Genomic DNA, 18,332 nt, shown 5'->3' on the forward strand with positions numbered 1-18,332 from the left:
GACCATCAGCACGGCGCTATTCTTTTAAATACATGGGACAATGCGATGCGAGAAAGAGTGCAATTTTTGTTTAATAGAAACACCACCGCTTATCGCTGGGTTATCCTCATTGTTTCCACTATTTCTCAGGCAAGCGCATCATTTGCTTCCCAAGGCATTGGTATTCTCTCTGGCTTCTTGCAAGAGAGTCTAAAGCTGAATGCACTTGAAGTTGGACTTTTGATCACAGCCTCCGGCGCCGCCGCCATCCCCGGTCTGCTTGTCGTCGGAAACCTTCTTGACCGCCAGAGTGAGCGGCACATCATCGGCTTGGGGGCCTTTGTCATCGCGTTGGGCATGGTTGGCGCAGCCTATGCGTCCAATTTCCATGTTCTTTTGGCAGGGCTTTTCGTGATGGGAATTGGATACAGCACCGCTCAACCCGGCGGCAGCAAGGCGATCTCGTCCTGGTTCCCGAAGAACCAGCGCGGCTTGGCGATGGGCATCCGCCAAGCTGGCCTGCCTTTGGGAGGCGCGGTCGCGGCCGGCATTCTCCCGATGATCACGGCGCGTTTCGATTGGCGGGCGGCCTTCGTCGTCAGCGCCGTCGTCGCGCTTGGAGGAGGCGTCCTCTTTGCGTGCTTCTACAAATCGCCCCCCGCGTCGGTCGCCTCACCAGCCGCAAGACCACCGACAACATTGTCCTATCTCGTGGCGATGCTTCGGCAACCTTACATGAGACGCATCATGTGGTCCGGCGCCAGCCTTGTCATGGCGCAGTATGGAATACTGATCTTCATGGTGATATATTTCAAGGAATCTCTGGGACTTTCACTTCAATATGGAACAGTACTTCTGCTTTCGTGCCAAGTTTCTGGCGCATGTGGACGGGTATTTCTTGCGGGGTGGAGTGATCATTCCCGAGCTGGACGTTTGCTCCCAATAATAACAAGTATGGGAGCCGTCATCGCTGGCTTCGTCGTTCTGCTGTTCTTGCCAACGAACACACCATATCCAGTCCTGCTGCTGATCGCGGTCTGGCTTGGCTTTTTTGGGTTTGGCTGGTACGGACCTTGGGTTGCTTATGTGTCTGAATCCGCGCCGCCCGATCGCGTTGGGTTGGCGATTGGTACGGCAATGGCTGTCAACCAAATCTCTATCATCGGCACGCCTCCATTGCTGGGGCTGCTGTGCGATGCGTCAGGAACCTATGCGGCACCTTGGGCGTTGCTGATAGTGTGCCTCGGCGCTTCCCTGCTTATCTGTCTGAGGAAAACATGAACCGCTCCGGAATTGCCGGAACACCGTTCGAACACCTCGACAAGCCAGCCCCGATCACCGGTCAGTGGCCCTGAAGATCGAACAGCCCCGGTTTTGTCCACCCGTGCGACGCCCACCTTCAGCATTCAAGCCAGGGGAAACACCATCCATCGGAGCAGGCCGCATTCTCAATGCTCCCGCTCCGACGGCGGACGATGAAATTTACAGTGCCGCCTTCACCTGACGGCGACGCGCATGCAGCACCGGCTCGGTGTAGCCATTCGGCTGGACGCGGCCCTTGAACACCAGATCGCAGGCAGCCTGGAAGGCGATGCTGCCGTCGAAATCGCCGGCCATCGGCTTGTAGAGCGGATCGCCGGCATTCTGCTTGTCGACGACGGCGGCCATGCGCTTCATGACCTCCATCACCTGGGCCTCGGTGCAGATGCCGTGATGCAGCCAGTTGGCGATGTGCTGGCTGGAGATGCGCAGGGTGGCGCGGTCCTCCATCAGCCCGACATCATGGATGTCCGGCACCTTGGAACAGCCCACACCCTGGTCGATCCAGCGCACCACATAGCCGAGGATGCCCTGGGCGTTGTTCTCCAACTCCTGCCGGATTTCGTCCTCCGACCAGTTGGGGCGGTCGGCGAGCGGGATGGTCAGGATGTCGGACAGGGCGGCGGCCTGACGCTTGGCCAGCTGGTCCTGCACCTCGGCCACATTCACCGCGTGATAGTGGGTGGCGTGCAGGGTGGCGGCGGTCGGCGACGGCACCCAGGCGGTATTGGCGCCGGCCTTCGGGTGGCCGATCTTGGCGACCAGCATGTCGGCCATCAGGTCCGGCATCGCCCACATGCCCTTGCCGATCTGGGCGCGGCCCTTCAGCCCGGCGCGCAAGCCGACATCGACATTGTTGTCCTCATAGGCGGAAATCCACTTGGTGGCCTTCATCGCCGCCTTGCGGACGACCGGTCCGGCCTCCATCGAGGTGTGGATCTCGTCGCCGGTGCGGTCGAGGAAACCCGTGTTGATGAAGACAACGCGGTCCTTGGCGGCGCGGATGCATTCCTTGAGGTTGACGGTGGTGCGCCGCTCCTCGTCCATGATGCCGACCTTGAGGGTGTTGCGGGCGATACCCAGCAGATCCTCGACCCGGCCGAACAGCTCGTCGGTGAAGGCGACCTCTTCGGGGCCATGCATCTTCGGCTTCACGATGTAGACCGAGCCGGCGCGGCTGTTGCGCAGCCCCCCATCAGCCTTCAGATCATGCAAGGCGATCAGCGAGGTGAAGACGCCGTCGAGGATGCCTTCCGGCGCCTCGCTGCCATCGGACAGCTTGACCATGTCGATGGTCATCAGGTGGCCGACATTGCGGACCAGCAGCAGGCTGCGGCCATGCAGGGTGACGCTTCCGGCCGGGGTGGTGTAGACGCGGTCGGGGTTCAGCTTGCGGACGATGGTCTTGTCGCCCTTGGGGAAGCTGGCCTCCAGCGTGCCCTTCATCAGGCCGAGCCAGTTGCGGTAGGCGACGACCTTGTCCTCCGCATCGACGGCGGCGACGGAATCCTCGCAGTCCTGAATGGTGGACAGCGCGGCTTCCAGCACCACGTCGGCGATGCCGGCGACATCGCTCTTGCCGATGACACTGTCGCGGTCGATGCGGATTTCGATGTGGGTACCGTTCTGGACCAGCAGCACCGCCGACGGCGCCGACGCCTCGCCCTGCCAGCCGACGAAGGCGGCCTTGTCCTTCAGGCCGGTCTTGCCGCCGTCCTTCAGCGTCACAACCAGCGCACCGCCCTCGACCGCATAGCCCGCGGCGTCGGCATGGCTGCCCTCGGCCAGCGGAACGCTGTCGTCGAGGAACTTGCGGGCCCAGGCGATCACCTGCGCGCCACGGGCGGCGTCATAGCCGCCGGCCGCCGGGGCGCCGGGGATGGCGTCGGTGCCGTACAGCGCGTCATACAGGCTGCCCCAGCGGGCGTTGGCGGCGTTCAGGGCATAGCGGGCATTGGTGATCGGCACCACCAGCTGGGGACCGGCGAGATAGGCGATCTCCGGATCGACATTGGCGGTGGCGACGGCGAAGTCGCCACCTTCCGGCACCAGATAGCCGATCCGGCGCAGGAAGGATTCGTATTCGGCCGGATCGAAGAGCTTGCCGCGACGGGCGGCATGCCAGTCATCAATCTGCGCCTGCAGGCTGTCGCGCTTGTCGAGCAGGGCCTTGTTGCGCGGCGCCAGCTCGTGCAGGAGCTGGTCGAGGCCGGTCCAGAGACGGTCGGCGTCGACACCGGTCCCCGGCAGCGCCTCGTCATTGATGAAGTCGTACAGCGGTCGGGCGATGTCGAGGCCACCGCGGCGGATCCAGTTGCTCATCTCGTTGCTTGTCCCATTCTCTTGCGCTCGGTTCGCAGACTCCTCTCCGGGAGTCTTGATGAACGGTTATCGCGTCTTCCGCGCGAGCCGGTCAACATAATGTGGCACCGCAGCGTATGGAGAAATGGTAGCAGGCGAGACATGCCGGCCGACACCCGGTCAGGCCAGCAGATCGAGCGCTGCGGCCGGCTGGGCAGCTGAACCGGCCAGTGATGAAACGGCGGAGATTCCCGCAGTGTCCCGGCCCTGCGCATCGCCATTGGGGTCGCCACGAGCCAGCAGCCCGGTCACCCCGAGCGCGTCGCCGGATCCGAACGCCGCGGCGCGCAGGGCGTTGACCTCCTTCTGGGCGGCATCGACCATCTTGTCGTCGGCCTTGAAGCCCTCCCGCCGCTCGCGCCGCCGCTTTTCCGACTCATCCAGCATGTTGGCGGCCTTCGCTTCGCCGATGATCCGCTTGGAGGCCGCGAGCACCTTCTCCACCCGCTGTCCGAAGGCGTCGGCTTCGCGATAGCGCGACATCTTCATGGCATTGTCAGCCATCAGCTGCTGGATCATGGCGTTGCGGCCACCGGAGCCGGCAGCCGCGCCAGCGACCGGCGGACTGGCCCCGGCCAGTCCGCCACCATCCAGGCCGGACAGCACATCCCGCACCAGCCGGTCGATGTCCCCCGGCAGCTTGCCTTCCTGTCCCGCCGTCTCCGCCGCCCCATCGGCCTGCGCCCCGACATCGGCGGTGATCGGAATGGCCGCACCTTCAGCCGACCCGCCGGCCGCCTGACTATCGGCCGCCGATGTCCCCTCCCCCGTCGAAATACCGATGGTCAGCGTCACTTCGGTCTGTTGCAGGGTCAGGCTGGTGGTGCTGCGGGTGATCGTCGTCTCTGACGACAGCATGCCGCCGCCGGCGGCGCTGTCACCGGGAAGCCCCATGTCCGCCGCCGCCTTGATGCCGGCGCCATATTCCTTGGCGGCGCGCCCCGCCTCACGCGCCAGTTGCGCCGCCTGCCGGGCCAGGGCCGCCAGTTTCTGCGGATCGCCCTGGGCGAAACGCATGGCCAGCTTCAACTCCTCGATTCTGCGTTCGACCTGCTCCAGCCGGGCGGCGGCGGCGGCCTTGGGTCCGCCGACCCGCCTCGCCTCCTCCAGCGCCGCCTGTGCCGAGGCGTGGTCGCTTTGCCATTTGGCGGAGAGCTGGGTGAGAGCCTGCGCACGCTCCGCCTTCTGGGCGAGCTGACCCTTGGCGTCCTTCGCCTCCAGCTCCTTCTCCCAGGGCTTCTTCGCCTGTTGCAGCTTGAAAAGACCGGACTGGCCGTCGGCCACCACGTTGAAGACGCTCATGCCGCCACCCTCCGGTCCGGCCGCACCAGGAAATTCTCGGCAAAGTTTAACACAATTACGGCGGCTGTCCATTTCGCACGGCACGGGCGTGGAACCCCGACGGCATTACCGGTGTTTCATGTCGCGACAACCGAGTCCGCAACGGGCGGTGCGAGGCCGCGGACGCGGAGCCACGGAACACCGGAATCCCCGAGGAGGAAAGAGAAGATGCCGAACAGCGACATGACCGGCACCGGCGGACCGACCCCGACCGGCTCCACCCCCGGAAGCAGTGTGTCGGGCGGGCACGACAGCGCCGATGACCTGAAGAAGACGGCCGAGCGCGCGGCCGGGGATGTGATGTCCGCCGGGCGGGAGACGTTGGGCGACGCCCAGGGCCGCATCCGTTCCCTGCTGGAGCACCAGACCGGCCGCGCCGCCGGCCAGTTGGACGGAGTCGCCAACGCCCTGCACAAGGCGGCCGAGCAGTTGACCCGGGAAAATGGCGGCGTGGTCGCCGATTATGCCGAACAGGCCGCCGGCCGGGTCGAACGCGTCGCCGACATGCTGCGCGACGCCACCGTCGATGACATCGTCGGCGAGGTCGAAAGCGTCGCCCGCCGCCAGCCCGAGCTGTTCATCGGGGCCGCCTTCGCCATCGGTTTCCTCGCCGCCCGCTTCATCAAAAGCTCCGGCGAGCGCAGACTGCATCGCGCCCCGACCTCCCGCCACGGCACGGCCCACCCGGCGCAAAGCGTGCGGAGCACCCGCGGCGTGACGGCAGGCTTGACCGGCGGCATCGCCGAGCCGGTCAGTCGCAGCACTCCGCCCCGCAGTGCGGACACCCCGGCCACCGGTTCTTCCGGCCCCCTGACCGCCCCGCCGACCGACCGGAAGGATCCGGAGCGCGGATCGGATCGGCCGGGTGAACCGAAACCGGCCGCCGGCCGCATCGGCATGCCATTGTCCAGCGCGCCGGCCCCGGTGACGGGCCGCGGTTCTCCGACCTCGGCGGATACGGCGCTTGGCACCAGCACGGCCGGTAGCGCCGGCAGCGGCGTGAATGCCGGCACCACTTCCGTCCCCCAGCCGCAGGGGCCGCGCCCATGAGCACCGCGGAGAACCGCTATGACGAGCAGCGGGATCCACGGCAGGACCGGCCTCTCGCCGGTCTGTTCGCCGATCTCGCCCGCGAATCCGCCAACCTCGCCAGATCCGAAATCGCCTTGGCGAAGGCCGAGTTGACCGGCAAGGCCAGCGAGGCCGCCGGTGGCATGGCCTTCATCGCCATCGGCGGCATGATCGCCTTCGCCGGCATCCTGACCCTCCTCGCCGCCGCGGTTCTCGGCCTTTCCAGCGTCCTGGCACCGTGGCTGTCGGCCCTGATCGTCGGCGTTGCGGTCCTGCTGGTCGGCGGCATCCTGGCCTATGTCGGCAAGAGCCGGCTTAGTCCCGCCAACCTCCGTCCCCGCCGCACGATGAACACGCTGGAGGAGGATAAACGGTGGGCCAAATCCCAGCTTGCCCGCTGAGGCCGGCGGATGACTGAAGACGGACGAAAACCCGCAGCCGGACCGCGGACTCTCGACGCCCTGGAGGGCGACATCCGCGCCAGCCGTGCACGAATCGGCAGCACCATCGAAGCGTTGCGCGACCGCGCATCCCGTCTGCGCGGCAGGCGGACACGATGGTCTCCCCAAGATCAGATGGAGGATTCGATGAAACACACCTATTCGCCGTCCACTCCCGACAGCGCCTCCCGGCGCTCCGACCCGCGCCAGAGCGACCGCGACGTGAGCGGCCAGACCGCTCGGCACAGGCGCTCGGAATTCCGGTCCTCGGGGTCGATGCTGGACAGCGTCGCCGGCAACCCGATTCCGCTGGCCCTGGTCGGCATCGGCCTCGGCTGGCTGGCCTTGTCAAGCACCGGATACGACCGCCGGATCGCCCGTTCAAGCACCATCCGCTCCGCCCGCCATCGCGTGGAGGACGCGGTGGAATATGCCCGCGAGACGCTGAATGATGCCGCCGGCGGAGTCCGCGACGCCGCCGGTTCCGCCTATGACAGCGCGGCCGAAACCGCCGGCAGCCTGATGGGCGGTTCGGGCAATGACCAGGGGTTCGGCCAGGCGGGCCGGTCCTACGCAAGCCGCGGCATGTCGCGGCTGTCCGCCATGGCGCCGTCCACCGACCATCTGCGTCATCGCGCGCACGACATGACGGCGGGCTTCTGGGATCTGGTGGAGGAGCATCCGATCGTCGCCGGCGCCATGGGCGTGGCGTTGGGTGCCGCCATCGGCGCCGCCCTGCCCGCTACCCGCTATGAGAGGCGGTGGGTCGGCGACTATGCCGACGAAGCGACCGAACGCGCCAAGGCCCTTGCCATGGATGCGCTCGACCGCGGCACCCGCGCCGCCCAGGCGGCCGCCCAGACCGTCGTCGAGTCCGCGAAGGAAGACGTGCGCGATGTCGTGTCGGAAGCCACCAGCGCCGCCCGTGACGAGGTGAGGAAGCCGGGCTGATCCTTCCGCTCCACCCGCCGGGAGCGACCCCGCGCCTGCCCGGCGCGGGGTTTTCCGTTTCCGCTTCCGGCTTTCCACACTCAGGCGCGACAAACTGTCGCGTTCTCGCCATTTCACCCGTCCTTGGCTGTAGCGTGGCGATGGAAGCGGCGCTATAACCAAGTTGGCTTGGCGGGTATTCCCGGCAAATCAGCCATGCAGGCCGGCGGAACCCGCTGGCAACCCGCTGACGGCCAGTGCTTTTATCGATAAACGCCCCTTGCCCCCCGGAGCAATCAGGACTAAATTGGTCCTGTATTCGAAACCGGGGTGAAACGGGGTGCGGGCATGATCCGGCTGAGCAAGCTGACCGACTATGCCATTGTCGTCTTGAGCGAGATGGCGCGTCACGTCGGAACGGTCCATACCGTCGCCCATCTGGCCGACCGCACGGGCGTGCCCGCCCCCACCGTCGCCAAGCTGATGAAGGCGATGACGCCTGCGGGGCTGACCACCTCGCAGCGTGGCGCCGCCGGCGGTTATGCGCTGAGCCGGCCCGCCGCCGCGATCTCCATCGCGGAAATCATCACGGCGCTCGACGGTCCCATCGCGCTGACCGCCTGCGTCGACGGCGCCGACAGCCAATGCGGGGTGGAGCAGCTCTGCCCCATGCGCGGCGGTTGGGAAAAGGTGAACCGCGCCATCCGCGGCGCGCTGGAGGAGGTGACGCTGGCCGACATGATGGCTCCCCTCACCTTCCCGCCGCCGGCAGCGACCGCGACGACTTCCACAGCCGCCCAGCCGGCCCGCCCTGCGCACTGAACGGCGCGCACCGAACAGCATTCTTGAGAAGGACGAGGCAAAGCCATGGCCGCCCAACCGGAAACCGTCGAGCAGGTCCGCGCCGTCACGGAGCAGAAGTACAAGTACGGCTTCACGACCGACATCGAGGCCGACGTCGCGCCGAAGGGCCTGAACGAGGACATCGTCCGCTTCATCTCCGCCAAGAAGGAGGAGCCGGAATGGCTGCTGGAGTGGCGCCTGAAGGCGTTCCGCGTCTGGCAGACGATGGAGGAACCGGAATGGGCCGCCGTCAGCTTCCCGCCGATCGACTATCAGGACGCGCATTACTATGCCGCGCCGAAGAAGAAGGCCGGGCCGAAGTCGCTGGACGAGGTCGATCCCGAACTGCTGAAGACCTATGAGAAGCTGGGCATCCCGCTGCGTGAACAGGAGATCCTGGCCGGCGTCGAAGGGTCGGAAGGCAAGAGCCCGGCCATCGCTGTCGACGCCGTGTTCGACAGCGTGTCCGTCGCCACCACCTTCAAGGCGAAGCTGGAGGAGATGGGCATCATCTTCTGCGCGATCTCGGAGGCGGTGCAGAAGCACCCGGATCTCGTGAAGAAGTATCTCGGCTCGGTGGTGCCCTATACCGACAACTACTATGCGACGCTGAACTGCGCGGTCTTCACCGACGGCAGCTTCGTCTACATCCCCAAGGGCGTGCGCTGCCCGATGGAGCTGTCGACCTATTTCCGCATCAACCAGGCCAACACCGGCCAGTTCGAGCGGACGCTGATCATCGCCGACGAAGGCGCCTATGTCAGCTATCTGGAAGGCTGCACGGCGCCCAAGCGCGACGAGAACCAGCTGCACGCCGCGGTGGTCGAGCTGGTGGCGATGGACGATGCGACCATCAAGTATTCGACCGTCCAGAACTGGTATCCCGGCAATGAAGAGGGTGTCGGCGGCATCTACAACTTCGTCACCAAGCGTGGCGCCTGCCGCGGCAGGAACTCCAAGATTTCCTGGACGCAGGTTGAAACCGGCTCGGCGATCACCTGGAAATATCCGAGCTGCATCCTTCAGGGTGACAATTCGGTCGGCGAGTTTTATTCGGTCGCCATCACCAACAATTTCCAGCAGGCCGACACCGGCACCAAGATGATCCACATCGGCAAGAACACCCGCAGCACAATCGTGTCGAAGGGTATCTCGGCCGGCAAGGCGCAGCAGACCTACCGCGGCCTGGTCAAGATCCTGCCGAAGGCGGAGGGTGCGCGCAACCACACCCAGTGCGACAGCCTGCTGATCGGCGATCAATGCGGCGCCCATACGGTCCCCTACATCGAGAGCCGCAACCGTTCCGCCCGCATCGAGCATGAGGCGACGACGGCCAAGATCAGCGAGGACCAGCTGTTCTACTGCCGCCAGCGCGGCATCTCGGAAGAGGACGCGGTGTCGCTGATCGTCAACGGCTTCTGCAAGGAGGTCCTGAAGGAACTCCCGATGGAATTTGCCGTGGAGGCGCAGAAGCTGGTTGGCATCAGCCTGGAAGGCAGCGTGGGCTGAGCATCCCCCTCCCCCGCGATCGGACGACCTATGGTCCGCCGAGAGCGGGGGAGGGTCGGGATGGGAGCAATCAAGTGTGAAGACCGGACGGCGTGCCGGCGGCCTGAAGAAGACAACGAGGCGAAGACGATGATCGAAATCAAGAACCTGCACGCCACCGTGGACGGCAAGGAAATCCTCAAGGGCGTCGACCTGACGATCCGCCCGGGCGAGGTCCATGCCATCATGGGGCCGAACGGCGCCGGCAAGAGCACCATGTCCTACGTCCTCGCCGGCCGCGACGGCTACGAGGTCACGCAAGGCTCGGTCACCTATTACGGCAAGGACCTGCTGGCGATGGAGCCGGAACAGCGTGCGGCCGAGGGCGTCTTCCTGGCCTTCCAGTATCCGGTGGAAATCCCCGGCGTCGGCAACACCACCTTCCTCAAGACCGCGATCAACGCCATCCGCAAGTATCGCGGCGAGAAGGAGCTGGACGCCATGCAGTTCCTGAAGCTGATCCGCGAGAAGACCAAGGCTCTCGGCATGACCGACGAGATGCTGAAGCGCGCGGTCAATGTCGGCTTCTCCGGCGGCGAGAAGAAGCGCAACGAGACGCTTCAAATGGCGGTGCTGGAGCCGAAATTCGCCATCCTCGACGAGACCGACAGCGGGCTGGACATCGACGCGCTGAAGATCGTCGCCGAGGGCGTCAACGCGCTGCGCTCGCCGGAACGGTCGATGCTGGTCATCACCCACTATCAGCGCCTGCTCGACTACATCGTTCCCGATTATGTGCATGTCCTGGCCGCCGGCCGCATCGTGAAGTCGGGCGGCAAGGAGCTGGCGCTGGAGCTGGAGAAGAACGGCTACCGCGACTTCGGCGCGAGCGAGGCGGCGTGATGACGGCCCACCATTCCCCCCTTCACCCCATGACCTATTCGACGCGCGGCGCCGACCCGGCGACGGCGCCGGCCTTCCTGGCGCCGCTCGATCAACTGGGCGCCGGCCTGCCCGGCAGCGGCCTGTCCTGGCTGACCGAGTTGCGCGCCGCCGGCCGTGAGCGCTTCGCCGCCGTCGGCTTGCCGACGATCAAAAACGAGAGCTGGCGCTACACCAACCTGCGCGACCTCGCCAAGACGAGCTTTCTGTCGGCGGCTCCCGCCGCGGCAAGCATCGACCTGCTGCCGACCTTGCGGGCCGAGGGCGGCCCGCGTCTGGTCTTCGTCGACGGCCGCTTCCGCGCCGACCTGTCGTCGGTCGGGGGCCTGCCGCCGGGTGTCGAGCTGCTGAGCCTCGCCGCCGCTCTGACCAGCCACGGTGACCTGTTGGCCGACCATATCGGCCGCCTCGCCGTGGCGGACGACCGTCCCCTGGTCGCGCTGAACAGCGCCTATCTGGCCGACGGCCCGGTCCTGCATGTGCCGGCCGGCGTCCAGGTCGAACGGCCGGTCGAGCTGGTCTTCGTGTCGGTCGGATCGGAGGCGCAGGCGACCGCCTGCCACCCGCGCAGCCTGCTGGTCGCCGAGGCCGGCTCGAAGGCGGCGGTGGTCGAACACCATGTCGGCCGCGGCGCCGGCACCACGCTGGCCAACCATGTCACCGAGGTGTTCGTCGGCGAAGGCGCCACCCTGCACCATTACAAGTCGCAGTGCGAGGGCGGCGGCGCCATCCACCTGTCGCACATCGCGGCGACGGTCGCGGCCGGCGGTTGCTACGACAACTTCATCCTGACGACCGGCGCCAAGCTGTCGCGCAACGAGGTGGTCAGCCGGCTGGACGGCACCGACGCGCGGACGCATGTCAGCGGCGGCTATCTGGTCCGCGGCACCCAGCATGCCGACACCACCACGCTGATCGTCCATGCCCAGCCGAACGGCACCAGCCGCGAGGTCTATAAGGGCGTCATCGACGACAGCGCCCGCGCGGTGTTCCAGGGCAAGATCACCGTCTGCCCCGGCGCGCAGAAGACCGACGGCTATCAGTTGAACCGGGCGCTGCTGCTGTCGGACGGCGCCGAGATCGACAGCAAGCCGGAACTGGAAATCCACGCCGACGACGTGAAATGCAGCCATGGCTGCACGGCGGGCGAGTTGGACGACGATGCGCTGTTCTACCTGCGCGCCCGCGGCATCGACCGCGACACCGCCCAGGGCCTGTTGATCGGCGCGTTCCTGTCGGAATCGCTGGAGGAGATCGCCGAGGAGTCGATCCGCGACGCCTTCCAGGGGATCGTGGCCGGCTGGCTGGAGGAGCAGAAGTAACCATGTCCGATGCCATCCTGAACCAAGCCTACGACGTGCAGCGGGTGCGGGAGGACTTCCCCGTTCTCGCCCGCAGCGTCCACGCCAGGAAGGGAAAGCCCGGCAAGCCGCTGGTCTATCTGGACAGCGGGGCGTCCGCCCAGAAGCCGCGTCAGGTCATCCAGGCCATGACCCGCTTCCTGGAGGAGGATTACTCCAACATCCACCGCGGCGTTCATTTCCTGTCGCAGACCGCGACCGACCAGTTCGAGGCGGTACGTCTCAAGGTCGCCCGCTTCCTGAACGCGCCCAGCGACCGCTGCATCGTCTTCACCCGCAGCTCGACCGAGGCGATCAACCTCGTCGCCAGCAGCTATGGCCGGACCTTCCTGAACGAAGGCGACGAGGTCGTCCTGTCGATCATGGAGCATCACGCGAACATCGTTCCATGGCAGCTGCTCCAGGCCGAGAAGAAGATCGTCATCAAGGTCGTGCCCTGCGACGAGTTCGGCGTCCTCGACATGGACGCCTACAAGGATCTGCTCTCCGACCGTACGAGGCTGGTGGCGATCACCCATTGCTCCAACGTTCTCGGCACCGTCACCCCGGCCAAGGCCATCGCGAAGCTGGCGCATGAGCGCGGCGTCCCGGTGCTGTTCGACGGCAGCCAGGCGGTGGTGCATGGCACGGTCGACGTGCAGGACATCGACGCCGACTTCTACGTCTTCACCGCGCACAAGCTCTATGGCCCGACCGGCCTCGGCGTGCTCTACGGCAAGTATGACCTGCTGAAGAAAATGCCGCCCTACCAGGGCGGCGGCGACATGATCGAGAGCGTCAGCTTCGAGGGCACCACCTTCAAGGCGCCGCCGTCACGCTTCGAGGCCGGCACGCCGCCGATCACCGAGGTCATCGGGCTGGGTGCGGCCATCGATTACGTCGAGGCTCTCGGCCGAGACGCCATCGCCGTGCACGAGCATGACCTGCTGCAATACGCCACCCAACAATTGTCCCAGGTCGAGGGGCTGCGCATCGTCGGCACGGCACCCGGCAAGGGGCCGATCATCTCCTTCGCGCTGGAGGGGGTGCACCCGCACGATGTCGGCACCATCGTCGACCAGTATGGCGTCGCTGTGCGCGTAGGCCGCCACTGCGCCGAGCCGCTGGCCGAGCGGTTCGGCGTCGGCCCGACCGTCCGCGCCTCTTTCGGCCTCTACAACACCCGGGAGGAAGCCGACGCGCTGGTCCAGTCCCTCCAGGCGGTCAAGGAGTTCTTCGGAGCATGATCGACGATCTGCGCGAGCTGTATCAGGAAGTGATCCTGGATCACGGCAAGAATCCCCGCAACTTCCGCCATCCCGACGACGCCAACCGCGAGGCGAAGGGCGAGAACCCGATGTGCGGCGACCGCTTCATGGTCTATCTGACCCTGAAGGACGGGGTGGTGGACGACGTCGCCTTCCAGGGGCGCGGCTGCGCCATCTCCACCGCCAGCGCCTCGATGATGACGGAGCTGGTGCACGGCAAGACGGCGGAGGAGGCGGAGACGCTCTTCCACGCCTTCCACGAGCTGTGCACCCAGGACGAGCCCGACATCCCCGAGGGCGTCGATGACGAGACCATGGAAAAACTGATGGTGATGTCCGGCGTGCGCCAGTTCCCGGTGCGGGTGAAGTGCGCGACCCTGGCCTGGCACGCCATGAACGCCGCCCTCCACGGCGAGGCCACGGCCTCCAGCGACCAGTATTGAGGCAAGGGGAATCGACATGCCCGATGAAGCCCTGACCCAACGCCCGATCGCCCCGAACCCGGCGGAGGCGGAAGCACAGCTGAAGGCGGAAGCCACCCCCCCGGCAACCAACGGGGAGTCCAAGGACTTCGCCCCGATGCCCCAGCCGCCCGAGGGGTACGACCCGCGGGAAGAGCTGATGGACCGCGTCGTCGCCGCCATCAAGACCTGCTACGACCCGGAAATCCCGGTCGACATCTGGGAACTGGGGCTGGTCTACCGCGTGGACATGGATGGGCAGCGCAATGTCGAGATTGATATGACGCTGACCAGCCCCATGTGTCCGGTGGCCGGCGAACTGCCCGAGCAGGTCCGTCAGGCCGTGCTGGGCGTCGAGGACGTCAACGAGGTCAAGATCGAGCTGGTTTGGGAACCGCCCTGGCACCAGGGGATGATGTCCGAGGAAGCCCGTCTGCAACTCGATATGTTCTGAGCCGTTTAGGAGACCGTCACCATGGCCCGTTCCCTGCCCAAGGCGATCACGATCACCGACGCCGCCGCGGAGCGCGTCAAGGCGCTGATGTCCAAGGCCACCGATGAGATGATCGGCCTGCGCATCGGCGTGAAGGCGCGCGGCTGTTCCGGCCTCAGCTACGACGTGCAGTATGCCAAGGAGAAAATGAAGTTCGACGAGGTGGTCGAGGACAAGGGCGTCACCATCCTGATCGATCCCGCCGCCGTCATGTTCCTGATCGGCAGCGAGATGGACTATGTCGACGACAAGTTCCAGACCGGTTTCGTCTTCAAGAACCCGAACGAGAAGGGCCGCTGCGGCTGTGGCGAGAGCTTCCACGTCTAAGGTCTGGTGAAGGAGTCCGCAGGATTGTCGAGGCCGGTCCTTCCGGTCCGGTCCCGATATGTCCGTGCGAATCCGGCTGGATGACTGCATACGCGACACCACCGGGGAAACAACCGAAAAATGTGCCCGTAATTTTGACTCTCCTCCTTTCGTGAATTATGATCCTCCGATAACTATGCATGGTTGGGGGGAAGTCATGGTTCAAAGCGTTTACAGCAGCGCCTGGGCATCCTTGACGGCCAAATCCTCGTCGGCGTCTGGTGCCAGCCCGCTTTTGGGAAAGGCAACCGCAGCGACTGCGAAGCCTCCCGCCGCCAAAGCGGGTGATGCGCCAATGGCAGCCGCGACCACCACACCGGGTGGCGACAGCGTCAAAGTCAGCAAGCTTGGCCAGGCCTTGACCGGAATGGCGGCCAAAGCCTTCGAGCATCTGGACAAGGACAGCAAGACGCAGTTGGAAACTCTGGTGGAGACGGGTCGCGTCTCCGCCGATGATGCTGTCAAGGGATTGCGATCCCTTGCGAAAAGCGCGCTGTTCAACCGTTTCGCGGGCGAAGCGCCAGCGACGACCGAGGAGAGCGCCGCCAGCGCCCGGATGAAGGAGTTCGGAGACAAGCGGAGCGCCGCCATGAAAGCCGGGCTGCCAAAGGAGGTCAGCGATGCTCTTGGCGCTCTTGATCGGCTGGGCGAGGCGATGAAGAACGGCTCCATCAGCCAGGAACAGGGAACTGCCGACATGTCGGAACTCCACAAGCGGCTGAGCAGCGCCAGCAGGCTGATGACCAGGGAAACCCTCACAGGATTGACCCAGGAGGAGGATGACGAGGATCACCGGCTGCTGAATGTAGTGTTCGGCAGCAAGACGAAGCGCTTCGCCGAGATCGATTTCGGGGAAGGCGACAACGAAACCGGTTCGACGACCTACAAGATCCAGAGCAAGGATGAACTGGATGCTGAAGAGCGGCTGTTTGCCGCCGGTTTCAAACTCGAAAGCAACGCCATGGCCCGCTTCGCCGCCGATTTCGACATTCCGGGGCTGGGCAAGGGAACGATGCCGGCCTGGAAGAGCCTCAAGCCGATCACGGTACCGACATGATCCGATAGACGGAGGGCGTCGCAACGTCGCGGGACGGCCGATCGGTCAGCGGCCGCACGCACGCTGTGCCGACCGTGAGTCATGGGGCCCCCGAATCATCCTGCGGCCCCATTCCCCTCACGACATCGGTTCGGCTGGCGGCTTCGGCATTTCCGGCAGCGGGATGAACTCGCCGTCGTCCAGGTCCGGCAGTTTCATCCGTCCGGCGCGCCAATCGGCCTTGGCCTGCTCGATCCGCTCCTTGCGGGAGGAGACGAAATTCCAGTCGATGAAGCGCTGCCCCAGCGGCTCACCGCCAATGGCCATGATGGTGGACTGCGTGACCGCGCTGAGCAACGCCGGATGGCCGGGAGCGAAGACGATCATCTGCCCCGCCTCCAGACGCCGCCCTTCGGCCTCGACGCTTCCGGTCACCACATAGACCGCACGCTGCCAGCCATCCTCCGGCAGGGCGACACGGGCACCGGGGCCGAGATCCCAATGGATGTAGAACATCGGGGAATGGGTCTCCACCCCGGCCTTGGCGCCGAAGGCCTCGCCCGCCACCAGCCGGCCACGCACACCTCCCTCCTCGAACAGCGGCAGCTCGCCGGTGCCGTAATGGCTGAAGGCCGGGTCGGTCTCCTCATCCGCTTCGGGCAGGGCGACCCAGGCCTGGATGCCATGCATCCGCCCGCCCTCCAACCGGGCCCGCTCGAACCGCTCCGAATGGGTGATACCGCGCCCCGCCGTCATCCAGTTCACCTCGCCCGGCCGGATCGGCTGCTCCGACCCGACGCTGTCGCGGTGCATGATCTCACCCTCGAACAGGTAGGTGACGGTGGACAGGCCGATGTGCGGATGTGGGCGCACATCGACGTCACGGGGAAGGCCCGGTTGGAAATCGACCGGTCCCATATGATCGAAGAAGACGAAAGGGCCGACCATCCGCCGCTGGACGAAGGGCAGAACCCGCCCCACCTCGAATCCGCCGAGGCTCTTCCGGCGCTGTTCGATCACCAGAGCAAGCATGGATCGTCCTCCCGACGGTTTCAGGTGTTCGGATCGCGCCGCACGGTCTGTATGACCTCGAAGCCCTCGAACTCCGGCGGGCCGACATAGAGCGGCTTGCGGGCACCGGCATTGCCATGGGCGTTGCGGAAGGCCTCCGACCGCGTCCAGGCCAGGAAAGCCTCCTCCGACTCCCACACCGTATGGGAGGAATAAAGCCGATGCTCCTCGCGGTCCGGTCCGCGCAGCATGTGGAACTCGACAAAGCCCGGAACCGTGTGCAGATGGACCTCGCGGGTCAGCCAGACCTCCTCGAACTCCTGTTCCGCTCCATGGCGGACCTTGAAGCGGTTCATCGCGATGAACATGCCGTTTTCCTTTCCGGCGTTACGGGAGGGAGGCGGCCCCCTTCGAAGGTGCCCCGCCTCCTGTTCCCCCTTACTTCTGGGCAACCATCTTGGGCTGGCCGTTGTTCCAGACATACATGACATAGTTGGGCTTGGTGATGTCACCCTTCTTGTCGAACTCCACCGAACCGACGACGGTGTCATAGCTGCCGGTATGCAGGGCCTTCGCCAGCTTGCCGCCGTCGGCGCTGCCGGCCTTCTGGAGTCCCTCGGCGATGACCTGGACCGCGGCATAGCTGTAGAAGGCGAAATTGCCCGGCTCCGGCAGACCGGCCTTCTTGAAGGAGGCGATGAGGTCCTGCGCCTTGGGATCGCTGGCGGCCGACGGGCTGTCGGTGTACAGCGTCCCCTCGCCGGCCGGGCCGGTGATCGACCAGTATTCCTGGTTGTTCAGGCCGTCGCCGGCGATGAATTGCGGCTTCAGCCCCTGTTCCTGCGCCTGACGGACGATCAGGCCCAGTTCCGGATGATAACCGCCGTAATAGACGGCATCGATGCCCTTGTCCTTCAGGCTGGTGATCAGGGCCGAGAAATCCTTCTCGCCCGCCGTGATCGAGGTGCGATAGGCGACCTTGCCGCCGGCCTTCTCCACCGTCTCGACCACGACGTCGGCCAGCCCCTTGCCATAGGCCTGCTTGTCGTCCAGCACGGCGATGTTCTTGCCCTTGAAGGTCTGGGCCAGATAATTGCCGGCGACCACGCCCTGCTGGTCGTCACGGCCGCAGACGCGGAAGATGTTCGGGTGGCCCTTGGCGGTCAGCAGGGGGTTGGTGGCGGTCGGGGTTACCATCACCACGCCTTCCTCCTGATAGACATCGGCCGCCGGGATGCTGGCGCCGGAGCAGAGATGGCCGACCACCGCGGTGACCTGATCGCGGACGAACTGATTGGCCACCGCCACCGCCTGACGCGGGTCGCAAGCATCGTCGCCCACCTTCAGAACCAGCTTCTGGCCCAGCACGCCGCCTTTGGCGTTGATGTCCGCGACCGCCTGCTTGGCGCCATACACCGACTGCTCGCCCAGCGCCGCCACCGGACCGGTGGTCGCCGTGCCGAGGCCGATCAGGATATCGGCCTGCGCAGTGCCGAAACCGGCCAGCAGCGCCGTCGCGCTGACGAAGGAAAGGACGGTGAGACGCATGATTGGTACTCCCAGGATGACCATTTCTTGCCGGACCATCTCCTCCGGCCTCGGCATATTTCCATTTCTGACCGATAAGACAGGAATTTGAAAG

The 18,332-nt window shown here is 65.6% G+C and carries 18 protein-coding genes; 13 read left to right on the plus strand and 5 right to left on the minus strand.

The window, feature by feature from the left end; all coding sequences use genetic code 11:
• The first annotated feature begins 45 nt into the window (after positions 1-45).
• Positions 46-1,260, plus strand: a complete 1,215-nt coding sequence (locus AZL_RS34835) for an MFS transporter (RefSeq protein ID WP_012977526.1) — start codon at positions 46-48, stop codon at positions 1,258-1,260.
• A gap of 201 nt (positions 1,261-1,461) precedes the next feature.
• Here the strand turns inward: AZL_RS34835 and AZL_RS26740 are convergent, their stop codons facing one another.
• Together AZL_RS26740 and AZL_RS26745 are read right to left on the minus strand one after the other, a co-directional pair.
• A complete protein-coding gene (locus AZL_RS26740; protein ID WP_012977527.1) occupies positions 1,462-3,621 on the minus strand; it encodes a malate synthase G in 2,160 nt (719 codons plus the stop codon).
• A gap of 159 nt (positions 3,622-3,780) precedes the next feature.
• Positions 3,781-4,962 (minus strand): hypothetical protein, encoded by a 1,182-nt coding sequence (locus tag AZL_RS26745; protein WP_148219658.1) that lies wholly within the window; start codon positions 4,960-4,962, stop codon positions 3,781-3,783.
• Positions 4,963-5,169: 207 nt separating this feature from the next.
• Between AZL_RS26745 and AZL_RS26750 the strand changes: the two genes are divergently transcribed.
• The 12 genes from AZL_RS26750 to AZL_RS26805 all read left to right on the plus strand — a co-directional run bounded on the left by AZL_RS26750 (position 5,170) and on the right by AZL_RS26805 (position 15,700).
• Positions 5,170-6,051 (plus strand): hypothetical protein, encoded by an 882-nt coding sequence (locus tag AZL_RS26750; RefSeq protein ID WP_012977529.1) that lies wholly within the window; start codon positions 5,170-5,172, stop codon positions 6,049-6,051.
• A complete protein-coding gene (locus tag AZL_RS26755) occupies positions 6,048-6,473 on the plus strand; it encodes a phage holin family protein (RefSeq protein WP_012977530.1) in 426 nt (141 codons plus the stop codon). Before AZL_RS26750 ends, AZL_RS26755 begins: the two co-directional genes overlap by 4 nt.
• A 186-nt stretch (positions 6,474-6,659) precedes the next feature.
• Entirely contained in the window at positions 6,660-7,463 is an 804-nt protein-coding gene (locus AZL_RS26760) for a hypothetical protein (RefSeq protein ID WP_247894473.1), read from the plus strand.
• Between the two features lie 327 nt (positions 7,464-7,790).
• Positions 7,791-8,264 carry an SUF system Fe-S cluster assembly regulator gene (locus tag AZL_RS26765; protein ID WP_012977532.1) on the plus strand — a complete coding sequence of 158 codons (474 nt, stop codon included), beginning with the start codon at positions 7,791-7,793 and terminating at the stop codon, positions 8,262-8,264.
• 45 nt (positions 8,265-8,309) lie between these two features.
• Positions 8,310-9,794, plus strand: coding sequence for a Fe-S cluster assembly protein SufB (gene sufB, locus AZL_RS26770; RefSeq protein WP_012977533.1), 1,485 nt, complete (start codon positions 8,310-8,312; stop codon positions 9,792-9,794).
• A gap of 129 nt (positions 9,795-9,923) precedes the next feature.
• Positions 9,924-10,676, plus strand: coding sequence for a Fe-S cluster assembly ATPase SufC (sufC, locus tag AZL_RS26775; RefSeq protein WP_012977534.1), 753 nt, complete (start codon positions 9,924-9,926; stop codon positions 10,674-10,676).
• Complete coding sequence (gene sufD / locus AZL_RS26780) at positions 10,676-12,037, plus strand: Fe-S cluster assembly protein SufD (protein ID WP_247894474.1); 1,362 nt, start codon at positions 10,676-10,678, stop codon at positions 12,035-12,037. Before sufC ends, sufD begins: the two co-directional genes overlap by 1 nt.
• A 2-nt stretch (positions 12,038-12,039) precedes the next feature.
• Positions 12,040-13,302 (plus strand): cysteine desulfurase, encoded by a 1,263-nt coding sequence (locus AZL_RS26785; RefSeq protein WP_012977536.1) that lies wholly within the window; start codon positions 12,040-12,042, stop codon positions 13,300-13,302.
• Positions 13,299-13,766, plus strand: coding sequence for a Fe-S cluster assembly sulfur transfer protein SufU (gene sufU / locus AZL_RS26790; RefSeq protein ID WP_012977537.1), 468 nt, complete (start codon positions 13,299-13,301; stop codon positions 13,764-13,766). The genes AZL_RS26785 and sufU overlap by 4 nt, the downstream gene beginning before the upstream one ends.
• A 16-nt stretch (positions 13,767-13,782) precedes the next feature.
• Entirely contained in the window at positions 13,783-14,238 is a 456-nt protein-coding gene (locus AZL_RS26795; protein WP_012977538.1) for an iron-sulfur cluster assembly protein, read from the plus strand.
• Between the two features lie 21 nt (positions 14,239-14,259).
• Positions 14,260-14,604 (plus strand): HesB/IscA family protein, encoded by a 345-nt coding sequence (locus tag AZL_RS26800; RefSeq protein ID WP_012977539.1) that lies wholly within the window; start codon positions 14,260-14,262, stop codon positions 14,602-14,604.
• 334 nt (positions 14,605-14,938) lie between these two features.
• Positions 14,939-15,700: a hypothetical protein gene (locus AZL_RS26805; RefSeq protein ID WP_042445718.1), complete on the plus strand. Its 762-nt coding sequence runs from the start codon at positions 14,939-14,941 to the stop codon at positions 15,698-15,700.
• A gap of 117 nt (positions 15,701-15,817) precedes the next feature.
• Here AZL_RS26805 and AZL_RS26810 read toward each other — a convergent pair whose 3' ends face one another.
• The 3 genes from AZL_RS26810 to AZL_RS26820 form a co-directional block, all read right to left on the minus strand.
• Positions 15,818-16,711 carry a pirin family protein gene (locus tag AZL_RS26810; RefSeq protein ID WP_012977541.1) on the minus strand — a complete coding sequence of 298 codons (894 nt, stop codon included), beginning with the start codon at positions 16,709-16,711 and terminating at the stop codon, positions 15,818-15,820.
• A 20-nt stretch (positions 16,712-16,731) separates the two neighbouring features.
• Entirely contained in the window at positions 16,732-17,058 is a 327-nt protein-coding gene (locus tag AZL_RS26815) for an antibiotic biosynthesis monooxygenase family protein (RefSeq protein ID WP_012977542.1), read from the minus strand.
• Positions 17,059-17,128: 70 nt separating this feature from the next.
• Positions 17,129-18,238, minus strand: a complete 1,110-nt coding sequence (locus AZL_RS26820; protein ID WP_012977543.1) for a branched-chain amino acid ABC transporter substrate-binding protein — start codon at positions 18,236-18,238, stop codon at positions 17,129-17,131.
• Positions 18,239-18,332 lie beyond the last annotated feature (94 nt).

The sequence above is a fragment of the Azospirillum sp. B510 genome (assembly GCF_000010725.1).
GTDB classification, from domain to species: Bacteria; Pseudomonadota; Alphaproteobacteria; order Azospirillales; family Azospirillaceae; genus Azospirillum; species Azospirillum lipoferum_B.

Bases quoted from the DNA above. Each gene is read 5' to 3' on its own strand.
- AZL_RS26820 (WP_012977543.1), bottom strand. From the start codon at position 18,238: ATGCGTCTCACCGTCCTTTCCTTCGTCAGCGCGACGGCGCTGCTGGCC.
- AZL_RS26805 (WP_042445718.1), top strand. From the start codon at position 14,939: ATGGCAGCCGCGACCACCACACCGGGTGGCGACAGCGTCAAAGTCAGC.
- AZL_RS26740 (WP_012977527.1), bottom strand. From the start codon at position 3,621: ATGAGCAACTGGATCCGCCGCGGTGGCCTCGACATCGCCCGACCGCTG.
- sufC (WP_012977534.1), top strand. From the start codon at position 9,924: ATGATCGAAATCAAGAACCTGCACGCCACCGTGGACGGCAAGGAAATC.
- AZL_RS34835 (WP_012977526.1), top strand. From the start codon at position 46: ATGCGAGAAAGAGTGCAATTTTTGTTTAATAGAAACACCACCGCTTAT.
- AZL_RS26765 (WP_012977532.1), top strand. From the start codon at position 7,791: ATGATCCGGCTGAGCAAGCTGACCGACTATGCCATTGTCGTCTTGAGC.
- sufD (WP_247894474.1), top strand. From the start codon at position 10,676: ATGACGGCCCACCATTCCCCCCTTCACCCCATGACCTATTCGACGCGC.
- AZL_RS26810 (WP_012977541.1), bottom strand. From the start codon at position 16,711: ATGCTTGCTCTGGTGATCGAACAGCGCCGGAAGAGCCTCGGCGGATTC.
- AZL_RS26755 (WP_012977530.1), top strand. From the start codon at position 6,048: ATGAGCACCGCGGAGAACCGCTATGACGAGCAGCGGGATCCACGGCAG.
- AZL_RS26760 (WP_247894473.1), top strand. From the start codon at position 6,660: ATGAAACACACCTATTCGCCGTCCACTCCCGACAGCGCCTCCCGGCGC.
- sufB (WP_012977533.1), top strand. From the start codon at position 8,310: ATGGCCGCCCAACCGGAAACCGTCGAGCAGGTCCGCGCCGTCACGGAG.
- AZL_RS26750 (WP_012977529.1), top strand. From the start codon at position 5,170: ATGCCGAACAGCGACATGACCGGCACCGGCGGACCGACCCCGACCGGC.
- sufU (WP_012977537.1), top strand. From the start codon at position 13,299: ATGATCGACGATCTGCGCGAGCTGTATCAGGAAGTGATCCTGGATCAC.
- AZL_RS26800 (WP_012977539.1), top strand. From the start codon at position 14,260: ATGGCCCGTTCCCTGCCCAAGGCGATCACGATCACCGACGCCGCCGCG.
- AZL_RS26745 (WP_148219658.1), bottom strand. From the start codon at position 4,962: ATGAGCGTCTTCAACGTGGTGGCCGACGGCCAGTCCGGTCTTTTCAAG.
- AZL_RS26795 (WP_012977538.1), top strand. From the start codon at position 13,783: ATGCCCGATGAAGCCCTGACCCAACGCCCGATCGCCCCGAACCCGGCG.
- AZL_RS26815 (WP_012977542.1), bottom strand. From the start codon at position 17,058: ATGTTCATCGCGATGAACCGCTTCAAGGTCCGCCATGGAGCGGAACAG.
- AZL_RS26785 (WP_012977536.1), top strand. From the start codon at position 12,040: ATGTCCGATGCCATCCTGAACCAAGCCTACGACGTGCAGCGGGTGCGG.